Here is a 20,540-nt window from a genome sequence, read left to right as displayed (position 1 = left end):
GAGCATCAATCGAGTCAACCTTACCTCACGCTAAAGCAAGGCTTGAAACTATGGCTTTTTATTTTCCTCCCACCCAGGCTCAAGGAGCGTACCGCTATGAGTCTGCTGGCTTAGAGCAGCAAGGCCCAGCTCGTCTATTCCCGTTTAGCGGTGAAGATGGGTGGTTGCGCTACGGTTTGCTGCAATGGTTTCGGATGGTAAAAGAGCATGGGCGCGTGTCTGAACCGCTGGATCTCATCCTGCATCAACTGATGATGGCCTCTGATACGTTAGACAACCTGTGGAATCAAGTTGGAACGTTGCTAGCCGATTGGCAGGTGTTTCAGTCGGGTTGGTTTAATCTCACGTTGCCTCCAGGGGAACAGTTCAACAGCGTTTACGTGGGCGATCGCCGCAACATGGGTCAAATTTTGTTAGCGGCACGGGAAGCGGCTCTGACTGGGATGACTGCCAAGGATGCACGTGCAAACTTCTACGCGGTGCTAGAAGCGCGGGGTCGCTCACGTCCCAAGGTGAGCCAGATTATTGAACGCGATGGGATGTTAAGCGATCGTGAGTTTGGTCGGCAACGAATTGCTGGCACCAATCCGATGATGGTGCGTCGGGCGCGCGAGACAGAACGCGACCAGATCGAATCGTGGGCGTATCAGCCGTACGCTGTGGAGGGTGAAACAATTAACCTGCCAGAAGCCGCTGCTCAAAATCGCCTGTTCATCGTAGACTACCCGCAACTGCGGGATCTAACCACCGCTGATTTGCAAGTGGGTCGGTATGTGGGCAGTCCACAGGCGTTGTTTTATCGGGCGGCTCGTGGATTGCTGCCGGTGCTGGTACAGCTAGAACCCGGTGGCAAAGTATTCACTCCCGACAGCGCCCCAGACGACTGGATGCGGGCTAAACTTTACACCCAAACGGCTGATATTACTCACCATGAGTTAATCGACCATCTCGGCAACACGCACCTGGCGATGGAGGCATTTGCGATCGCCACACCGCGCCAGTTGCCCACAGCTCATCCGTTTTACCGCCTGCTCTACCCGCATTTTCGGTTTTTGTTGGCGATTAATACCCGTGGTAATCAGATTTTGCTGGCAGACGATGCAGCAATCGAAGTGTTACTGGCTCCCACGCGGGAAGTCTCGGTGGGGTTGATTAACCAGGCATACCGCCGCCGTCCGTTTGCTGACTATGCATTGCCTCATAATATTGCTAGTCGAGGATTAGAAGCGGAGTTTTTGCCAGAATTTCCCTATCGAGACGATGCCCAGCTCGTGTGGACGGCGATCGCCAACTATACGGCTGCCTATCTGCGTCGGTATTACTCCAGCGATCAAGCTGTGCAGCACGACCCCTACCTGCAAGCCTGGGCAGCAGAATTAGGGCAACCGCTGAATTTGCGATCGACCCATGAGTTTCCGCAACTGCCCCACTGGCTCCCGGCAGATCTGGTAGCGCAGACGAACATTGATGTGAAAGAGTTACCCGATTATCCGCGTGTGCCTGAGTTCCCGGTGCTGAGCGCTAACCATGCAGCGGGTACTCTCAGTAGCGTGCAGCAGTTGGTTGATGTGGCGACCCAAATTATCTTTACCTGCACCGCGCAACATGCTGCCGTCAACTTTGCCCAATTTGATTACGCTGGCTACACGCCCAACATGCCCCTGTCCACCTACATCAAACCTGACATTGCTGCTACAGCAACGGATATGCTGCCACCCCGTGAGCAAGACATAAAACAGATGGAGTTAACGTTTGCCTTGAGCGGCATCAAGTGGGGACAACTTGGCAACGATGACTTGATTGGATTTACGGAAGCAGGCGATCGCCAGGTGCTACAACAGTTTCAGGCCGAATTACAATCCGTTGAGCAAACGATTCAACAGCGCAATCGCCAACGACTCGATCGCGATGGGATTGACTACCCGTATCTATTACCGTCTCAGATCCCGAATAGCATCAACATCTAATTTGATTAGGGATTTGATTGGGGCAAAAGCCGATCGCTGTCAGAGGCGATCGGCTTTTGCTATCGTGGCTATGATGTAAACACCGTCACAGGCTCTTGTTTGAGTCGTAAACCCAACAGAATATGAAAAAAAGCCCAAAACTTTGGGGTATGATGCAGACTTACAGTTGCGAGTTAAACTGTTACGCTAGATTGCAAAGCCTTAAGTAAAACCTTAAGATAATATAAAGCTTGTCAACTCAGCTTTGAGGACACAAGCAGCAACGCCAGTATGTAGCCGTTGCATGGGTTAAACGGTTCGAGCCATTTGCACGTATGGTGCCAGATCGCCGCCACGTGAATGCCTCGTCTATTCTTCTCGAAGGGCGTCCCACTTGTAGCAGCTTTCCCTGAAAGAGTATGGACATGTCGGTGTCACGTTTGATTGGCTCAAAATCGGTTGTTCGTCGCCCCCTTGTGTTGGCGGTAGACGACAACGAAGATAATCTGTTGATGTTGGTTCATGCCCTGGAACTGTTTGGGTTCGCTAGTATTAGCACGCTAGAAGGACAAGCCGTCTTAGCCTTAGCAGAAACCCATCAGCCCGATCTGATCTTGCTGGATATTGTGATGGTTGATTCCAACGGAATCGATATCGTGCAGCAGTTGAGGCGGAATTTACGAACGGAACAAATTCCGATCGTGGCGGTGACAGCGCTAGCCAGCGTCGAAGATCGAAGGCAGATGTTAGATATTGGTTGTAACGATTGTTTGTCTAAGCCCTACGACATCAATGCTTTACAAGTACTGCTAGAACACTACCTTCACCCAGTGCTGTCTGCATCTGAGGTGGCGTGTTGATTGTGCCGTAAACAGCACGGCATTGTAACGTGGGTAGCGCTCTTATTACAGCCCGGTCGGCGTTTCGTAACTAAACTGATTCACTGCTACCATCTAAATTGCTTGAGCCTGCTGCCATCTGTTTTCGACTCGAAGCACGGCTAGCGGGTTCACGTAGTTTTGGTGCCGTTTCTAAAATAGCAATGATACCGTTGCGACCGGTCTCAAGCTTGGCATCGCTCAACAAATCGCTGACCCGAATACCGGTTACCTCTGCAATTAACTCAGCCATTTTGGGTTGCAGCGCTTTGTCTAAATCCATACGAACTTTTTCAGCTAAGTCCTCTTGTCCAGAGTTGGTCAAGAGTTGTTCAGGCTGAGTAATGGCTTCTTCGACGATCACAGTGATTTGTTCGCCAAAGATATGACAAGTCACCTTTCCAGGACGGTGACCTAGTTCGCTGGCATATAACGCCTCAACTTGTTGTGAAAGAGTGCGCTCCAGTTGCCCACGGGTCGGGATTGATGGCTGCATAGAGAGAAAAGTGAATGTAGAGACTTTAGCTGTAAAGGATGACGAAGAGTCGTCCTGCGTAAAACTATAAATTACTTAATATTCTTAATGCTTTGGAACGTGTCTACACAATACTGAAAATCATACTCTAGAACGTTGTCAAATTGTACTGTTTAGTGCCCGTTAATCTGTCGCTAGCAGGATGGCTTAACTGTCATACGTGCCACACTACGAGACGACTGGGTAATGTCACAATAGAAGACGTATTGCTTTTGGTGTGTCGGGAGAGAGTTTGCCATGATTTTCGTTGCCTGCTGCGTTGGTGCAGCTATTTTCGGCAGCTTTGTGGAGTACTGGTTGCATCGGTTAATGCATGTTTCGCCGACGATTGGCGCACGCCACCGAGATCACCATCGCCGGAATGTAGGGCAAGGAGTGCTTTGGGAGTTTCGAGATTACATCCTTGGGGGTGCGATCGCGCTATTTCCAATGTTCTTAATTTCGCTTGAAGCAGGTTTAGGCTGGGTAGTAGGGGCGTTTACGTATGCAGCCTTTTCTGCCTATGCCCATCAGCTTCAGCACGACAACCCTAGAAAGTGCTTTTGGATGAAGATGCCCGTTCATTATGTACATCATAAGTACGGCATGTGGCATCACAATTTCGGGTTGGGGGTCGATTGGTGGGATCATGTATTTGGCACCTACAAGTCGGTAGACTGGCTGACGGAAGATGAACTGAATCGTCCCGAACAGGGCTATTTAGAACTGCGTTGGTGGTAGAGAAGAGACCTGGCCTGCAAAAAACAGCTCTAAGAAAACAGACCTAAAAAATAAGGGACGGAAACACTGTTTCCGTCCCTTATTTGCGCTCGAACGAGTTAGTTCGAGTGCTTTGCATAGAGTACAAGCCAGTCGAGCGGATAAGCTTTGGGTTCAACACCCACTGTTTTGACCCGAACCTGCTCCGCTTCAATAGCGACAACCTCAAAAATGGCTTTTAGCTCTGCAACCGTGAGGTCTGGTTTCGCTTTAAGCACAACGCGATCGCCCACACCAATAGGAGTTTGGCTGCCAACCGTGTTGATTGGATCGGGCAAATATGATACGGAAGGTGAAGACTCTAACGGTTTAGAAGCCAGCTCAATGGTTGGTGGGGAGGCCTCCGCGATCGCGGCCTGCCGAAGGTTCCATAGCTTTGCCTTGATGTCTCGTGGCGTTGCTGCCCAGATTTGCCGCTTCTGAGCCTCTGTTAATGACTCTAAAATATCTAGCTCTTCTGCGGTTTTCATGGCAGCCAGCATATCCAACACTGTATTAAGGCTCGACTCGTCTAGCCATTCGGAATCGGGCGAGGAGGATGCATCGGCTGGTGGATCTGGCTGAACGTTTTTGGGTTCGGAGACAGGCTGCGGTACGTGCTGTGGCGATCGCGCAACTGACAGTAGCCGATCGGTACTGCGAGGCGAGTTAGAGGATGAACGTAGCGGATGAGCCACTGGAGGGATAAAAACTGGGTGGAGGATTGATGATGGATCTTCTTCCCTTATAGCAATTTGTAGCCTAAAGCGTACACTTGTTCTATTCAAATTTACAGCAGTTCTTAGTCGAGTAAGCCACAGTCTCGCCAAGATGGGTGTGGGGTATAGGGTTTAAGGCGTGGTGAATGAAAATGAAAATGGCTGTATCTTTAATTTTTCTTTAACGCGGCGCGATCGCACTTCACCTGACCGATCCGCCCCAGTGGATGATTGATACTGGCTGCCTCAGTACTACTGAGATACTGAGACATGCATAAATGCTTCATGTTGCTCCTATGAAGAGAGGGAAGACATTCACCGTACCCCTCGTTGCTTCATCAGGAGACAAAATATGAATAAGTCGATGTGGTTGAGTTTTGCTGTTTCTATTTCGGTGGTGGGTAGCGTAATGGCATCTGCATCCGCACAGCAACTACCAGGCCAGCCAGAAGCCCTGCTACCCCAGCAGCAATTGAATGAAGTAGTGCAGCAGCCCCGCACCATTCCGCAGTCAACGGCAGTGATTGTTTCATTTCCGGCCAGTGTAGTGGTAGATGTTGGGCAAGACCAGGATTATCCGCTGACTCTGCCCCTGGCTCAAGCTATTTTTGATGATCAGGGTAATCTGGTTGTGCCAGAGAACACACCTGTGAGCGTACTGCTGAAGCCAGTAGACGGCGGGGTAGAAATTGCGGCGCAGTCGTTGGTGGTGGCAGGTCAAATTGTGCCCATTGATGCGGCTAGTCCTATGATTCCGGGAACAACCGTAACGCACATGCGGGCCAACGATCGCGCCGTTGAAAATGGTGCTGTTTGGGGCAGAATTTTGGGAAGCGGGTTTGGATTCATGAATCAGGGGAATCCCGATCAGTTCGATCGAGGCGCGATGCTGGGTAGTGCTGTGGGAGCTTTGGCGGGATTACGCAATCCGGAAAACACTCGTATTGTCCAAATTCCTCAGGGCAGTGTTTATGTTCTCTCGCTGCAAGCCCCTGTTGTGCTGGCGGCTCGGTGATAAGCAACGGTAAGCAAGCAGACGGCAGCGAACGAAATGATCGGTCAGTTTGCTGAAGTTAGAGAGATCGGGTGGTGATTTGAGGCTGAGGCTATTCGCTACATTCATTCCTCTGGTTATAGAATTCAGTTCATCCCTGTGAGTCAGACCTATGTGTCCAGCCAGTGTGGGTACCAGTCGTGCCAGTCGTGCCCTTGAAACAGGCGACGCTAAGCTGTGGGTGTTGCTGGTTGGCGTGAACCAATATCACGACGAGCAATTGCCCAATTTGGCCTTTTCGGCAGTGGACTGCCAGGGCTTAGGCGAGGCGATCGCAGCAGCAACCCAGGTTTTTCCCCAGCGCTCTGTGGTGATGCATCACGATGTTGCTGGACAGGATACGGCAACAGTAACCCCGTGTACGAATGCCGAAGAGGGGCGATCGCTATCGGCTCAAGTGGCGGCTCAAGTGGCGGCAACCAGCCGATCACTCGACCACGCCAGACGGCAGTGCTTTCCGGTACAGCCGCCGCAACGGGCGCAGGTGTGGCATAGTCTAAAGCACATTGTTGCAGAAGCGGCGGCTCAGGATACGGTGCTATTTTATTTCTCAGGGCATGGAGTTTTAGCTCCCGACCGTCAACAGGCGGTGCTGTGCCTGGCCGATACCTGCAAGGCTGATTTGCTGCATACCGGGCTAGGCGTTCAAGACCTGCTCCAACTTCTGAGCCAGTCGGCGGCTCGCCAGCAGATTGTCTGGCTGGATGCGTGCCATAGCGGCGGCATGACCTTTCGCGGCAGTAAAGATGAGGCTGCAACGGCTTTACCCAATCCCACGCTGCAACTGGTTAACCTGCTGCGGCAACGAGCCGCCCAAAGTAATGGCTTTTATGCACTGCTTTCCTGCGACCAAACCCAGCAATCCTGGGAGTTTCCAGAACTGGGACATGGTGTCTTTACCTACTACTTAATGCGGGGGCTGATGGGTGAAGCGGCGGATGCTCAGGGCTTAATTGAAGCCGATGCGCTTTACAAATACGTCTATTATCAAACGCTTCGCTATATCGACAAAACCAATCAACAGTTACGGCTGATTAACCAACAGCAGCGAGGACGCGGTGACACTCAACTTCAGCCAGAATATCCGCTGCAAACGCCGAAACGAATTGTCGAAGGCATTGGAGAACTGATTCTTGGCATCATGCCTGCTGCGAGTCTACCGCGCCATCCTCGTCAGGCATTGGTGGTTGAAGGATTAGTCAGCAATCCAACAACGTTATCTCTCTGTAAACTGCTGCGCGGAGCGGGTGGATTTCAACTGAGCTATGTTCCTCAACCGGGTAAAGAATGGGACTGCGTGCGAGAAACGATTCAAACTTGCCTTCGCTCTGTAGGATCGTCGGCTCCTCTCATTCCGGATACGGCAACGGCGCTACTGTATTTGCGGGGGCGATCGCTGCAAACCGATACCGGAGAAGCGCAGATTGCCTTAAAAGACGGCGTTGCCATCAGCCGATCGTGGCTGCGGCAGGAGTTGCGGCGATCGCCGATCGCTCATCAGGTGGTTATTCTCGATTGCCCCGGCGCTACCGACCTCGCCGAGTGGGTGGAAGACTTGCAGTTGAATACAGGGCGAGGCCAGTGTCTCATCGCCTCATCATCACCACCGGATCGGCCAGACGGGTTTGCTGAGATTTTACTGGAAACGCTAGCGGCGGCTGACCCTCAAGTGGGATTGCCGATCGCCGGATGGATAGCTCAAATTCAGGCAAGCTGTGCCACCGCCGGCATGACTCCTCATCTCTGGCTTTCGGGAACTCAAGGGGTGATCGAAGTGTTGCCCGGACGGGTTGGTTCACGGGGCGAGGAAGCGAATGACTTTGATTTAGGGTTGTGCCCCTATCGCGGACTGCGTGCCTTTACTGAAGATGATGCGCCGTTTTTCTTTGGGCGGGACGGGTTAACGCAGCAATTGGTTAATCAACTGAGACAGCGATCGCTTTTAGCCATGGTGGGTGCATCGGGCAGCGGCAAATCGTCGGTGGTGCAGGCTGGGTTAATGGCTCAACTGCGACAGGGCAAACAGCTTCCGGGAAGCGAACACTGGTGGATTCGCAGCTTTCGTCCTGGTGAGCGACCGCTAGAAGCACTCGTGCAACAATGGGTCGATGGCGGCACAGAATCGGAGCGGAAGTATCAGCAGCTTCAGCTAGAAGGGTTGCTTTATCAAGGGGTTGAGGGTTGGGTTCACTGGTTGCGATCGCGTCCTGAACCCATGCTCGTTCTTGTGATCGACCAGTTTGAAGAACTGTTTACGCTGGCCGCCGCAGAGGAACGCCAACGATTCCTGGATCTCGTTCTGGGGGGGGTGGAACATGCGGGCGATCGCTTCAAGCTAGTTTTAACGCTGCGAACAGACTTTATTGCCCCCTGTTTAAACTATCCGGCACTGGCTCGAGAATTGCAGCAATCCAGCGTTTTGGTGCCACCTCGGCTGAACGAAACGGATTATCGTCAAGTCATCACGAAACCTGCTGAGAAGGTAGGATTAACGGTTGATCCTGAACTGGTTGAGGTACTGTTACAGGAACTCAGCCACCTGGCGGGCGACTTGCCGCTATTAGAGTTTGTGTTGGAGCAGCTTTGGGAACATCGCCAGCCTGGAAAACTGTCGCTTGCCGTCTACCAGCAGCAAATTAGGGGATTAAAAGGGGCACTGGAACGGAAAGCGCAGGCGGTTTACGAAGGTCTAGATCCGGATACTCAAGCCTGTGCCCGTTGGATTTTTCTGGCGTTAACGCAACTGGGGGAAGGCACAGAAGATACGCGTCGTCGTGTCTCTAAATCAGACCTGGTGGTTGCCAGATATCCCCTGGCGTTGGTGGAACACACGCTGCAAGCTCTCACGGCGGCTAAGTTGGTGATTGTGAGCGTGGATGACGAGCCGCAGCCATTACCAGAGGGCGATCGCCGCAGTAAGGGAAACGAGGTTGCACCCGCTCGGTCTGCACCCGATCCATTGCTGCATCTGCTCCAGCACGATGTCACGGTGGAAGTGGCTCACGAAATTTTGATTCGTCACTGGTCAACTCTGCGCTGGTGGTTAGAGGAAAACCGCGCCCGGTTACGCGCCCAACGGCAGATCGAACAGGCTACGGCTCAATGGAAGCAAAGCGGACATCACTCCGACTTTTTGCTGCGTGGGGTGCGGCTTGATGCGGCAGAAGAACTTTACGTTAAGTACACTGACGAACTGTCGCCGGAGGTGCAGCAGTTTATTGAAGCGGGGTTACATCAGCGCGATCGCGACCAACAACAGGCAAAACGTCGCCTGAAGCAAGCGCAACGGGCGATCGCCTTAATTAGCACACTGGGACTAACTGCTGCGAGTTTTGCAGGACTGGCCTATCTGCAACGTCAGCAAGCGCAACTGAACGAAATTGCAGCCCTCAATGCCTTGTCTGAAGCGCAACTGCTGTCGCACCAATCGCTTGACGCATTAGTGACCAGTGTAAAAGCCAGCCAGCAGTTGCAGCAGATGAGCGGCTTTGGAGTTGGGTCAACCCGTTTAACGGCAATTCAAACCCAAACAGCAGGTACCTTGCAGCAAGCGGTTGAGAACGCATATGAACGCAATCGTTTGGCAGGGCACAGCCAGGCGGTAAATAGTGTGAGCCTGAGTCCAGACGGACAACGGTTGGCATCGGGAAGTGATGACGCAACGGTGCGATTGTGGCTACCGGATGGCACTGTTGTAAAGCAGCTAGACTTGCCCGATCGCGTCACCTCGGTGGTATTTAGTCCGGATGGCTTATTGCTTGCTGCCGCCAGTGCGGATGGTGCCGTTTATGTGGGTCGTTCAACGGACGATCGCTTGCCGTTGACCTTACAACACAGCGATTGGGCAACGGCGATCGCCTTTAGTCCTGATAGCCGCATCGTGGCAACGGCCAGTCGCGATCGCACCGTGAAACTCTGGAATGCGACGAACGGCAAGTTGCTCCGCACGCTTGTTCAGAATAGCTGGGTGAACGGCATCAGCATCCGCGCCGATGGACAATGGCTGGCCGCAGTGGGCGAAGACGGTACGATTGCCCTGTGGAACCTGAGCAGCGGTACGTTGATTCGTACCCTGGCAGGACATAGCGATCGCGTCAACAGTATTGCGTTTAGCCCCAGCGGTGACACTCTAGCCTCGGCCAGTGACGATCGCACGGTGCGGGTATGGAATCTGGCGAGGGGCACTTCAGAGGTGCTACAGCAGGAGTTTGCAGATCAGCACAGTCATGGCGATCGCGTTACTAGCGTTCACTTTAGTCCAGATGGGCAGATGTTAGCCTCAACCAGTGCCGATGGAACGATTCAGCTCTGGTCAACGGCTCAATGGTCACCCATCGAAACGCTGAGCAGTTCAGGCTCGGCCATGAACAATACGACCTTTAGCCCAGATGGACAGCAACTAATCTCGGCTGGAGCGGATAAGTTAATTCACGTTTGGGACGTTTCGTCAGCGGTTTCACCATCGATAGATGAATCCACCCCGGCGATCGCTGCCAGCTTTAGTCCAGATGGGAACCGCTTTGCAGTAGCGGGATGGGATGGACAAATTCGGCTATGGTACCGGAACGGAGCCGGACAAAACCAGCTTGTGCAGACGATCCAGGCCAGCGACGCACCGATCGCCTCTGTACGGTTCAACGCCAGGGGCGACTGGCTGGCAGCGGCAGGTGCTGACTCGTCGATTGCCCTCTGGGATACTGCAACAGGAACGCAACGGCATCGCTGGGATGCTCATCAAGACAGCATTACCAGCCTGAGCCTCAGTCCAGACGCAACCCTCTTAGCGTCGGGAAGTGACGATCGCACCGTTCGCCTGTGGAATGTAGCGGACGATCGCCTGTTGGCGACATTGAGCGGTCATCAAGATGGCGTCACCAGTGTGGCATTCAGCCCTGCTGGTGGTGTGCTGGCATCGGGTAGCCACGACACCACCATTAAACTGTGGCACCTCGATGGAACATTACAGCGATCGCTCACAGGTCACCGTTTAAGCATTGCCGCCCTGAGCTTTAGTCCAGACGGTAAGTTGCTGGCATCTGCCAGTTGGGACAACACCATCAAACTATGGCGAGTCCGGGATGGTGCCCTGCTGCAAACGTTGACCGGACATTTAGATGGGGTCACCAGCATCGACTTTAGCCCCAACGGTAGGGTGTTAGCGTCTGGTAGTGCTGACCGGACAGTGAAGCTGTGGAACGCGGCCAATGGCAAGCTGCTAAAAACCTTGCTCGGAGAATCAGATACGGTGCTTAGCCTTAGCTTTAGTCCGGATGGCAAAACGTTACTCAGCACTAGCGAAGCGTCTGGAGCATTACTTTGGGATTTAGATTTAGATCAGTTAGTTGAACGGGGATGCGATCGCCTGTCCGACTATCTCAAAACCAGCGCAACTCTGGAAGAGAGCGATCGCTGGCTCTGTCACTGAAGCGCTTAGTTGACCGCATTGGCGGCCTCGTTTGTCTGCGTTTCAGAAAGAATGCTCAGCCGTACCGATTGCCCATCGGTCAGTGAATCACTGCTACGGGCAATGAAGGCTTCACCCGGTTCTAACCCCGACAAAATTTCAACCTGACCATTGGCTCTCTCGCCAACCTGGACGCGACGGGCGATCGCTCTGGCGTTTTCGCCTTCGCCTTCCACCACAAATAGGGTCGAAGGGGTTTCACCTTCGCTGGCATTGAGTGCGGCTTCGGGTACAACAACGCGATCGGCATTACTGGATTCAAAGCTGACGCGAGCTAACATCCCACTGCCAATGCGCCCGTCCGGGTTGGGAATGGTGACTTCAATCGGTATAAGACGCGCTACTGGGTTGGCTGCTGGAGAAATGCGAGTAATTCTGCCGTCAAATGCTTGATTGGCAAACGCATCCAGCCGAACGGTGGCAGATTGCCCTACCTGCACACTGGACACGGCGCGATCGGACACCTGCACAATCACCTTAACCGAGCTGAAATCGCCAAGCTGCAACAGGCTGTCTCCCGGTTGGATTAGATTGCCCGGTTCTGCCGCTCGTTCTAGTACCAATCCAGTAATAGGCGAGGACAACTGTGTATAAGAGCGCCGCCGTGATGCCTCGTCCACAATTGCTTCCTGGGCATTAACCCGACCCTGAGCAGCCACGATCGCTTGCTGGCGTGTTCGAACTTGTTCCTGCGCTGATCGAACAGCTTGCTCTGCGGTTTGCATGGCGGTTTGAGCCGTTTCAGCTTCTTGTATCGAAATGGCACCCTCCCCAGCTAGCGACTGTAAACGGCGGGCATCGGCAGTGGCTTGCTGATATTGCAACCGGGCTTGTTCAACCAGCGTTTGAGCATCGCTAACCTGAGCCTGGGCTTGCGCTACTTCCGACCTTCTGGCGGCAAGTTCGGCTTCGGCTTCGCGCACAGCGGCCACCAGCAAGCCATCATCCAGACGCGCAATCGTTTGTCCCCGTTGAATGCGATCGCCCACGTCTACATTCAGTGCCAAAAGCTGCCCTTCTACCTGGGGGCGCACAACGACCTGGCTCACAGGTTCGGTGGTGCCGGTATATTCGAGCGTTTCTTCGATGCTTCCCGCCTGGGCGATCGCGGTTTCAACAGCGGCAGATTGGTCTCTTTCCCCTCGTTCACCAGAGGATTGTGCCTGGGCTTCCTGCTTGGGCAACCAGCCACATCCGGTCGTAGTGATAAGCAATCCAACCAACAGCAACTGACGGGCGGCGGTAGATAAACGCCGATTAGCTGGGGGAGTAGAAAAAGTAGATTGCATGGTGCTGTTCTGCCAGGTAGAGATGAACGGGGAGGCTCTTACTCATTAATGTAGTGGTTAAGATTTATAAAAGTAAAACCTTTTGCCCAAAACTGACCGATCGGACTATCCAGTCAGTCACTTGCTTTGTCTGACACCGCTCTATAGATAGAAATTTGTCAGCTTGTCTCTACTTCCTCTACTCCACCATCTCTACTCCACTACAGGTTCCAGGCGCAAGCCGCTCTACCGTGCCGATTTAACTGAACTGGCCACAAATGTGGTGATTGGGGTGGTTGCGTCATAAACACCCACAGCGGACTTTTTAACCGCCGATCGAGCAATTTGACTATCCTCAAGACGTGGTTTGGACGGAAAGCGGCTCATGCCCATGCCGAAACAGCGGTTTGGCGCTAGTTTGCTTGAGCTGAGCCAGAGAACTGTTCGTTCCGTTCGTTTCGTTAGTTCAGTTTGAGAGCGCTCACAGGCACGTCATCCCAGGATTCAACGGTGCGGAGACGAGCAACCCAACCGGCGGCTTTTTGCTCGGAAGTGAGGTTGGCTTTAAATGAATCGTGGCATTCCTGCGCCTGGGTTTCGTCACAGCAGGCAATGCAGGAATATATGATTCCAGACGGATCGATCTGTTCGTTGACCCAAATAATCACACTAAACTCCTGGTGGTCGTGAAGGGGCGGTTTGCTAGATGGATTGGCTCGGTGACGACCAGCGGTTCAGCCAGACATTGCCGTGAGCAACGGTTGATTAACGGGATGCGGCTAGCGCTGCGATCGCTTCTTGATCGAGACAACAAATCCGCCAGTCTACTAAGATAACGGCTCCCAGATGCTGATAAAATGCCACCGCGTCACTGTTCCACTGTTGAACCAGCCATTCCAACCGGCCACATTGGCGGCTGAGCGCCTGTTGAGCCAGATATGTCAGCAGTTCCCGTCCAACTCCCTGCCGCCTATAGTTTGGCTGAACAAACAGGTCTTCCATACAGATGCCTGGTTTAATCAAAAACGTAGAGTAGTTATGGAAAAACAACGCACCTCCGGCCATTTCACCGTTGCGTTCTGCTACAACGGCTTCTGCAAACGGATGGGAGCCAAATAGAGCCTGGGTTAACCGTTCGGGTGTAGCAGTGAAATTAGCCGACATGTGGTGATAGTCTGCGTTGGCTCTAACTAAAGCGAATAACTCTGGTACGTCTGCTACCGTAGCGAACCGAACTGATTGGGCTGTGCCGCTTGCCAGGTTAGATAAACTAGCTCCGGCGACTCGGCAGACACGCACGGTGTCCAACAGTTTAGCGCCTATGCGGCGATAGAAGGCGATCGCAGGTTCGTTCCAGTCCAAAACGCTCCACTCTAATTGCCCACAGTGGCGATCGCGAGCCAGCGTTGCCAGATGCTGAAGTAGCGCTTTGCCGACTCCCTGGCCTCGATACCTTGACTGCACAAACAAATCTTCGAGATAAAAACTGGGTTTCCCCAGGATCGGTGAGTAGGTTGGGAAAAACAGGGCAAAGCCAGCGGTCGTTCCATCCACTTCAGCTAACAGCGCTTCAGCGTAAGGATGTGCCCCAAACAGATGCTCCTTTAATGCCTCTGCGCTACCAGTCACTTCATGTAGCAGGTTTTCATACTCGGCTAATGAGCAAACCAACTGGAACAGGGTAGCAGCATCCGCAGGCTCAGCAACTCGTATGCTGATTTGCTGATGGATCTGGGTCACAGCATCAGACATGGCAATCTCAGGTCAACTGACCTGAGCGTACCACAGGAATTAGAGGCAGCCTTATCTCAGCCAGCCCTTTAATCGAGCTGCAACCTGAGGACGCCGAAGTTTTCGCATGGCTTTGGTTTGAATTTGCCGTACCCGTTCACGCGAGAGATTGAATAGGCCACCTACTTCTTCAAGCGTGTGAGGTTCGCCAGTGGTTAGGCCATAACGCAGGGCAATGATATCCTTCTCGCGCTCGGTTAAGACTTCTCCTAAAACGTTGTAAATCTCCTGCCGCATCATCGATTCGCTCATTTGCGCTTCGGGCGACTGGGTGCTGTTGTCTTCCAACAGTTCCATTAGCTCGGTGTCTTCACCCTTGCCTACCCGGTGGTTCAGCGAGAGCGATCGCCGCCGCACCTGCTGTAAGTTGCGAAGCTGGTCGGGTGTTACTTCTAACACTTCAGCCAGTTCCTCTTCTGTTGGGTTGCGGTTTAACTCTTTTCGCAGGTCGCGGTGGGCTTTTTTCAGCTTGTTAAGCTTCTCAACAATGTGAATGGGCAACCGGATAGTGCGGGCATCGTTGGCGATCGTGCGGGTAATGCCCTGCCGAATCCACCAGTAGGCATACGTTGAGAACTTGTAGCCTTTATCTGGGTCAAACTTTTCGGTTGCCCGGTTAAGTCCTAAAGCGCCCTCCTGAATCAGATCTAGAAACGGCACACCGCGATTAAGATAGCGTTTTGCAATTGAAACCACTAAGCGCAGATTAGACCGAATCATCTTGCGCTTGGCAACCCGGCTCTGGTAAAGCCGGTGCTCCAACTGCCGCTCGGTTAGCTCCAAGGTTGCAGCGATTTCTGCTTTGCTGGGTTTGTGTCCCAGTTCTTCAGTGAGGCGATCGCGCAACTCTTCCATTTCGGCCAGCAGCTTAACGCTCCGCGCCAACTCTATCTCTTCGTTTGCTTTCAGTAATGGATACCGTGCCATCTCTTTAAAAAAGGCACCTACCGCATCATCCGAAACAGATTTGCGGTAGCCAGGAGAAGCATCGCCAAATAAGGCATTAATATCGTCAGAATCTGAATCAAACTCAACCGTTACTCCTGCATCAGGTGGATCGATTTGATCCGGAGAAACATCCAGTTCAGGTTCGCTAATACCTGTGTTTAGAAAATCGTCTTCAGAGGGTAAATCCAGTTGAAGTAAGTCAGCGGAGTTATCTCTGCGATCGTCCGTTGCTTGTTTGGAATTGTGATTGAATACCGTTGTCATGTTTAAAGTCGCTGTTCTAACGTTGGTGGTTCCGTTGTTTGTATATCTAAAGCAGCGATAGCGCCAAATGGACTATCACAATGAGTCTTGCTTTGGTGTCGTTGAATAAAATCCAGGCTTGCTTCTCAGCTCTTCTCACAGTCAACAGCAAAGTAGATGGCTCTTCTCAGGGAAGCAAACTATTCAAGTTGCTAACACGCGAAGTTGCGAACGACAAGCTACTAAGAGACAGAACAGAGGCAGATGAAACGTCTTTTGCTAAAACTACCTGATATTGAACTTACGATTGTTCTTCTAACTACAAAATTCAAACTTTCGGCGTACACGACGCTGCAATCCAACTCCTCCCAGTTCTAAAAAGCGGAGTGGCAGTGCGTCGCTGGCAGAAATTGAAAACAAAAAACATCAACTGTAAGTTAGTTGATAGAGGTTATTGAGGCACTTCTCGGTTGTTTAAACGCTGCTGAACATCAGCAGAGGAACGATTCGTTCGTTGAGACAGTTAGCATATTCAAGTTGAATTTACTACACCAACCTGACCCAAGAATAGCTTTGCATGACCGTAAGAGAGTTTCTATCTACCAATGGAATGAAAAGGTCAATCGTTTTAGTCTGTCTGAGCTGTTAGCTGTTAGTTGGTTTTTGCACTCACCCTAGAGATTCGGTTTAACGGCAGGGATTGGCAATCACTCATTTTGGTGAAATTTAAAGCAGATAATTACAGATTTAGATTTACATTGATTGCAAAATAAAATTTAGTCACGCTAGTTTTTTGAGGTTAACATTGCTAAGTGTTACACTACAGCCTCTATCGGCTCATAATCAACATTGATGCCGTTTTCCCTGATTCCAGGCCATTTCAGGCGGCCTGACGATTTGTTTGGTATTAATTATTTGTTCAGGGCATTAGTCAATTTTACGGAGTTCGTTGTTGTTAAAATTGCAGTGCGTGCAGAGTGCAATTTGCGTTTGTAGAAAAAATGAGACTAAAATAGTCTTTAGAAATAATTAACTTTGCTGAAAAAAAGAGCTTTATGAATATGCCAGTGCCCCTTGTTGTTGGTTTGTTGTTGGTCTGAGTTGAGTCATCTTTTTGAACATTCTTTAAAGGATTCCGTTTCTGTCGAATAAAAGTTTACAGGTGAACTGAATTACAGGTGAACTGAAATAGCCTCCTCCGCTACTCGTTCAATTCCTGGATTAAACTGTTGAGACAGGGCACACCGTTTTTGAAGGATGGTTTTAGAAGGGTAGAGTGTCACTCGAACCCCCTAAATCTAGTTCTGGCTCTATCCTGAGTGCCTGGGTGTTTAAGAGCGGTTCTGTTTTATTTCGTCTGTTTTATGTCTATGGTTATGGTCTAAGTCTCTCAATGCAGTTTGATCCTGATCGTCAGCTTGTATCTGGAACTCGCTCTGTGTTAGCCGATGTAGCTGAGTCGAACGGCATCTATGAGGCTACAGTGCCAACATCTCGGTGGGTGGAAGTCCTGGTAGATTGCTCTGGTGTCCAGGGACTTTACACGTATCAGGTGCCCTTAAACCTATCGGTTCATCCGGGTGATATTCTCACTGTTCCATTTGGTACTCAGCAGGTGGGAGCGATCGCCATTCGGGTTGTGCATCAGCTTCCTGCCGATCTCGACCGTAGCTCGATTCGCTGGGTTGAGGACATTGTTAGTTCGGGCTTTTTCCCGCCCTCTTATTGGGCATTACTGCACCAGGTTGCTGACTATTACTGCACGTCGTTCATGCAGGTGGTGCGCGTTGCCCTGCCGCCTGGTTTGCTGGGGCGATCGCAGCGGCGTATCCGGCTCAAGCCCGAAACCATTCCCCCCGGAGCCGATGTATTTTTACCTGCGGCGGCTCAACACCTGTTATCTTGCCTCAGGGAACAAAAACAGGGAGATTACACCTGGCACTACTTACAGCGTCAAGTCCGCAATGCTAACCGAGGATTGCGAGATTTGCTGGCACGTGGCTGGGTCGAGAGCTATTTAGAGCCTCCTGCCACCATTCGCCCCAAGCAGCAGCAGGCTGTAACGTTGGTTGCCGAGCCACCTCTTGCCTCGCTGAGTCCCCGGCAACAAGAAATTTTAGATGTGTTAAAGCGACGAGGGGGTGACCTCTGGTTGCAAGAGCTATTGCAAGTCTGTCATGTGAGTTCGTCCGTTGTAAAAGCCCTGGCTCAGAAAGGATATGTGGTGATTCAACCGCGAGAGGTGTTGCGCTTTGAAGCAGGGCTAGAGATGGGTAGCGATCGCCCCAAACGCCTGACCTCCGCTCAGTCCACCGCATTAGCCACCATTACCGCGCTGACAGGATACAGCTCCGTTTTGCTGCATGGCGTAACTGGCTCTGGAAAAACGGAAGTGTACCTCCAGGCAATTACGCCAATATTGCAACAGGGAAAATCTGCTCTGGTGCTGGTTCCCGAAATCGGCTTGACCCCTCAGCTCACCGATCGATTTCGGGCACGCTTTGGTTCTAATGTGCGGGTGTATCATAGCGCTTTATCCGATGGCGAGCGCTATGACACCTGGCGGCAGATGCTCAGCGGTACCCCTCAAGTGGTAATTGGCACTCGCTCGGCTATCTTTGCGCCGTTGCATCATTTAGGGTTGATCATTTTAGATGAGGAACACGACAGCAGTTTTAAGCAAGACCAACCCGCTCCCTGCTATCACGCCCGAATGGTGGCTGAATGGCGAGCGACATTGGCTCAGTGTCCATTGGTTTTAGGGTCTGCCACTCCGTCCCTGGAGAGTTGGATCAAGGTTAACCCGCCTGATCTGGTGCAAACAGGTAATGAGCAGTGTGTTTCTGAATCAACTGCGCCTGCGGCCCTTTATCTTTCCCTGCCCGAGCGTGTTCAGGCTCGCCCAATGCCGCCGATCCAGGTGGTTGATATGCGGCAAGAATTGCAGCAGGGAAATCGCTCTATTTTTAGTCGATCGCTTCAACTGGCGCTAAAGCAGCTTAAGGAACGAGGGCAGCAGGGCTTACTTTTTATCCATCGGCGGGGGCACAGCACCTTTGTTTCCTGCCGCAGTTGTGGCTATGTCGTCGAATGCCCAAACTGTGATGTTTCGCTGTCCTATCACCAAATCCACTCTGGCGGCTTTGATTCGTTACGATGCCACTATTGCGGCTACAGCCGATCGCACCCTCGCCAATGCCCAGACTGCGGTTCTCCTTATCTAAAACATTTTGGTAGCGGTACTCAGCGAGTGATGCAAGAGCTGGCTGAGCAGTTTCCAGAGTTGAAAAGTATCCGGTTTGATAGCGATACAACCCGTACTAAAGGGGCACATCGAACCTTGCTGACTCAGTTTGCCCAAGGAGAAGCCGATCTGCTGGTTGGAACGCAGATGCTCACCAAAGGGATTGACTTACCCCAGGTGACGTTGGTTGGCGTTGTGGCGGCAGATGGTTTGCTTCATCTTGCCGATTATCGCGCCAGCGAGCGGGCGTTCCAAACGCTGCTGCAAGTTGCTGGACGCTCAGGTCGGGGAGAGGAGCCAGGGCAGGTCATTTTGCAAACCTACTCGCCTCAACACACGGTCATTCAGGCCGTACAGCAGCATGATTATCAATCGTTTGTCGAAGCTGAATTAGACAAGCGAGCAGCACTTAGTTATCCGCCCTATGGTCAGTTGGTGTTAATTCGGCTCAGCAGCATTAACGCCGATGCCGTGCAGCAAGCGGCAGAACAGATAGCCGAGCGGTTGCGTCCGACTATTGACGATGCAGGCTATGAATTGTTGGGACCTGCCCCTGCGGCAGTCATTCGAGTCTCGCGGCGCTACCGTTGGCAAATCTTGCTGAAGCGATCGCTGCAATCACCAGGTAAGCTGCCTGCGCTTGAATCCCTCCGCACCGTTTGCCCCAGCTCGGTCAGCCTGACGATCGACATTGATCCGCTGACTCTGATGTAACTTTAGATAAAATTTATCCCCCGGCAGCGATCGCTGCCGGGGGATGGGGTTATGCCCTTGGTTGGGCTTTAATGCAACCCAACCGCGCTGCCTCACTCTGTCAAATGCGGCTTAGACCGAACCTTTCGCTTTTGTCGGCGCTCGGCAGCAGCGGCAATCGCCCGGTCAACCGGGAATCCAGCTACCGGAATAACTTGATACTTGCGGTTTTCCTCTAAGGTCTTTAGCTCAGTGTATTCAACCCAGTGGATGCAATCTACCGGGCAGGTATCGATCGCTTCTTGAATCACCTCTTCCGTGTCACCATCCTGGCGAACCACCCGCGATCGCCCATAGTCAGGCTCAATGTAAAACGTATTGCGCGCAACATGAGCGCAATGCTTACAGCCAATGCAAGTCACTTCATCAACGTAAACCCCTTTTTGGCGGTTAAAGCCGCCCAACTCTGGCTCTAGCCCACTCCGCTCTGGAGCATCTCTTAGATAGCCCCCTAGCTCTGGCTCTAGGCCGGTTACGGGTGTAGTTGCGGAATACTCCACTGACCAATGCGGGGAAGACGTGAAAAAATCAGCCATTATCCATTCCAACGCTGCAAGACCACACGAATAGAGCCATCCTGATTCTGCTGCTGCTCAGAAACCTGGAATCCTTGCTTGGCTGTTTCGTTTAGAACAGTACAGTAAGCATAGCGCTGGGTCACTTGGCTGATGAATCCATCCACGGTGAGAGTCTGCTTCCAATATTGCAGGTCGGCAACCAGTTCATATTCTTGACCATTCCACTTAAAGCCGATGTCGTAACCATTGTCCTGTTCGATGGCTACTTCAGCAGTCTGGGTTTGACCACGGTATCCTCTAACGGCTTGAGGTCCGGGCTTCCAATCAACGCCTAGATCGGTTAAAGCGGATTGCAACGAAGTAAGATCGCGAATTTGAGTTTTAATCTGGCTAAAGTGTGACATGGGCTTTGGCTTAAAGTGGATGTGGAACAAAAAGGGC

The 20,540-nt window shown here is 52.0% G+C and carries 14 protein-coding genes and 1 pseudogene; 6 read left to right on the top strand and 9 right to left on the bottom strand.

What is annotated here, in order from left to right; translation table 11 throughout:
* Positions 1–50 precede the first annotated feature (50 nt).
* Positions 51–1,967 (top strand): lipoxygenase family protein, encoded by a 1,917-nt coding sequence (locus IQ268_RS00525; RefSeq protein WP_193874440.1) that lies wholly within the window; start codon positions 51–53, stop codon positions 1,965–1,967.
* Between the two features lie 404 nt (positions 1,968–2,371).
* Positions 2,372–2,806 (top strand): response regulator, encoded by a 435-nt coding sequence (locus IQ268_RS00520; RefSeq protein WP_193874438.1) that lies wholly within the window; start codon positions 2,372–2,374, stop codon positions 2,804–2,806.
* 70 nt (positions 2,807–2,876) lie between these two features.
* On the opposite strand, the gene IQ268_RS00515 is transcribed toward IQ268_RS00520, so the two are convergent.
* Positions 2,877–3,320: a DUF2294 domain-containing protein gene (locus IQ268_RS00515; RefSeq protein ID WP_193874436.1), complete on the bottom strand. Its 444-nt coding sequence runs from the start codon at positions 3,318–3,320 to the stop codon at positions 2,877–2,879.
* Between the two features lie 276 nt (positions 3,321–3,596).
* On the opposite strand from IQ268_RS00515, the gene IQ268_RS00510 reads away from it, so the two are divergent.
* On the top strand, positions 3,597–4,079 hold the full coding sequence (locus IQ268_RS00510) for a sterol desaturase family protein (RefSeq protein WP_193874434.1): 483 nt from the start codon (positions 3,597–3,599) through the stop codon (positions 4,077–4,079).
* A gap of 98 nt (positions 4,080–4,177) precedes the next feature.
* On the opposite strand, the gene IQ268_RS00505 is transcribed toward IQ268_RS00510, so the two are convergent.
* Positions 4,178–4,795, bottom strand: coding sequence for a hypothetical protein (locus IQ268_RS00505; protein ID WP_193874432.1), 618 nt, complete (start codon positions 4,793–4,795; stop codon positions 4,178–4,180).
* Positions 4,796–5,168: 373 nt separating this feature from the next.
* Between IQ268_RS00505 and IQ268_RS00500 the strand changes: the two genes are divergently transcribed.
* Together IQ268_RS00500 and IQ268_RS00495 are read left to right on the top strand one after the other, a co-directional pair.
* A complete protein-coding gene (locus IQ268_RS00500; protein WP_193874430.1) occupies positions 5,169–5,831 on the top strand; it encodes a hypothetical protein in 663 nt (220 codons plus the stop codon).
* A gap of 151 nt (positions 5,832–5,982) precedes the next feature.
* Complete coding sequence (locus IQ268_RS00495) at positions 5,983–11,295, top strand: caspase family protein (protein WP_193874428.1); 5,313 nt, start codon at positions 5,983–5,985, stop codon at positions 11,293–11,295.
* A 5-nt stretch (positions 11,296–11,300) separates the two neighbouring features.
* On the opposite strand, the gene IQ268_RS00490 is transcribed toward IQ268_RS00495, so the two are convergent.
* From IQ268_RS00490 to IQ268_RS00475, 5 genes and pseudogenes are all read right to left on the bottom strand, one after another.
* A complete protein-coding gene (locus IQ268_RS00490; RefSeq protein ID WP_193874426.1) occupies positions 11,301–12,623 on the bottom strand; it encodes an efflux RND transporter periplasmic adaptor subunit in 1,323 nt (440 codons plus the stop codon).
* A gap of 440 nt (positions 12,624–13,063) precedes the next feature.
* A complete protein-coding gene (locus IQ268_RS00485; protein WP_193874424.1) occupies positions 13,064–13,270 on the bottom strand; it encodes a glycogen debranching protein in 207 nt (68 codons plus the stop codon).
* A 97-nt stretch (positions 13,271–13,367) separates the two neighbouring features.
* A complete protein-coding gene (locus IQ268_RS32005; protein ID WP_228034987.1) occupies positions 13,368–13,766 on the bottom strand; it encodes a GNAT family N-acetyltransferase in 399 nt (132 codons plus the stop codon).
* Positions 13,767–13,850: 84 nt separating this feature from the next.
* A pseudogene (locus IQ268_RS32000) lies at positions 13,851–14,354 on the bottom strand (N-acetyltransferase family protein); the annotation flags it as partial.
* A gap of 51 nt (positions 14,355–14,405) precedes the next feature.
* On the bottom strand, positions 14,406–15,605 hold the full coding sequence (locus IQ268_RS00475) for an RNA polymerase sigma factor, RpoD/SigA family (RefSeq protein ID WP_193874420.1): 1,200 nt from the start codon (positions 15,603–15,605) through the stop codon (positions 14,406–14,408).
* Positions 15,606–16,977: 1,372 nt separating this feature from the next.
* On the opposite strand from IQ268_RS00475, the gene priA reads away from it, so the two are divergent.
* Complete coding sequence (gene priA, locus IQ268_RS00470) at positions 16,978–19,542, top strand: primosomal protein N' (RefSeq protein WP_193874826.1); 2,565 nt, start codon at positions 16,978–16,980, stop codon at positions 19,540–19,542.
* A gap of 92 nt (positions 19,543–19,634) precedes the next feature.
* Here priA and IQ268_RS00465 read toward each other — a convergent pair whose 3' ends face one another.
* Together IQ268_RS00465 and IQ268_RS00460 are read right to left on the bottom strand one after the other, a co-directional pair.
* Positions 19,635–20,117: a ferredoxin gene (locus tag IQ268_RS00465; RefSeq protein WP_193874418.1), complete on the bottom strand. Its 483-nt coding sequence runs from the start codon at positions 20,115–20,117 to the stop codon at positions 19,635–19,637.
* Positions 20,117–20,503: a DUF1257 domain-containing protein gene (locus IQ268_RS00460; RefSeq protein WP_193874416.1), complete on the bottom strand. Its 387-nt coding sequence runs from the start codon at positions 20,501–20,503 to the stop codon at positions 20,117–20,119. Before IQ268_RS00460 ends, IQ268_RS00465 begins: the two co-directional genes overlap by 1 nt.
* Positions 20,504–20,540: the final 37 nt, after the last annotated feature.

This window comes from Oculatella sp. LEGE 06141 (genome assembly GCF_015207605.1).
In the GTDB taxonomy this organism is placed as follows: domain Bacteria; phylum Cyanobacteriota; class Cyanobacteriia; order Elainellales; family Elainellaceae; genus Oculatella.
The sequence above is the reverse complement of the archived record's forward strand: the minus strand, read 5'-3'. Positions and strand labels throughout refer to the sequence as shown.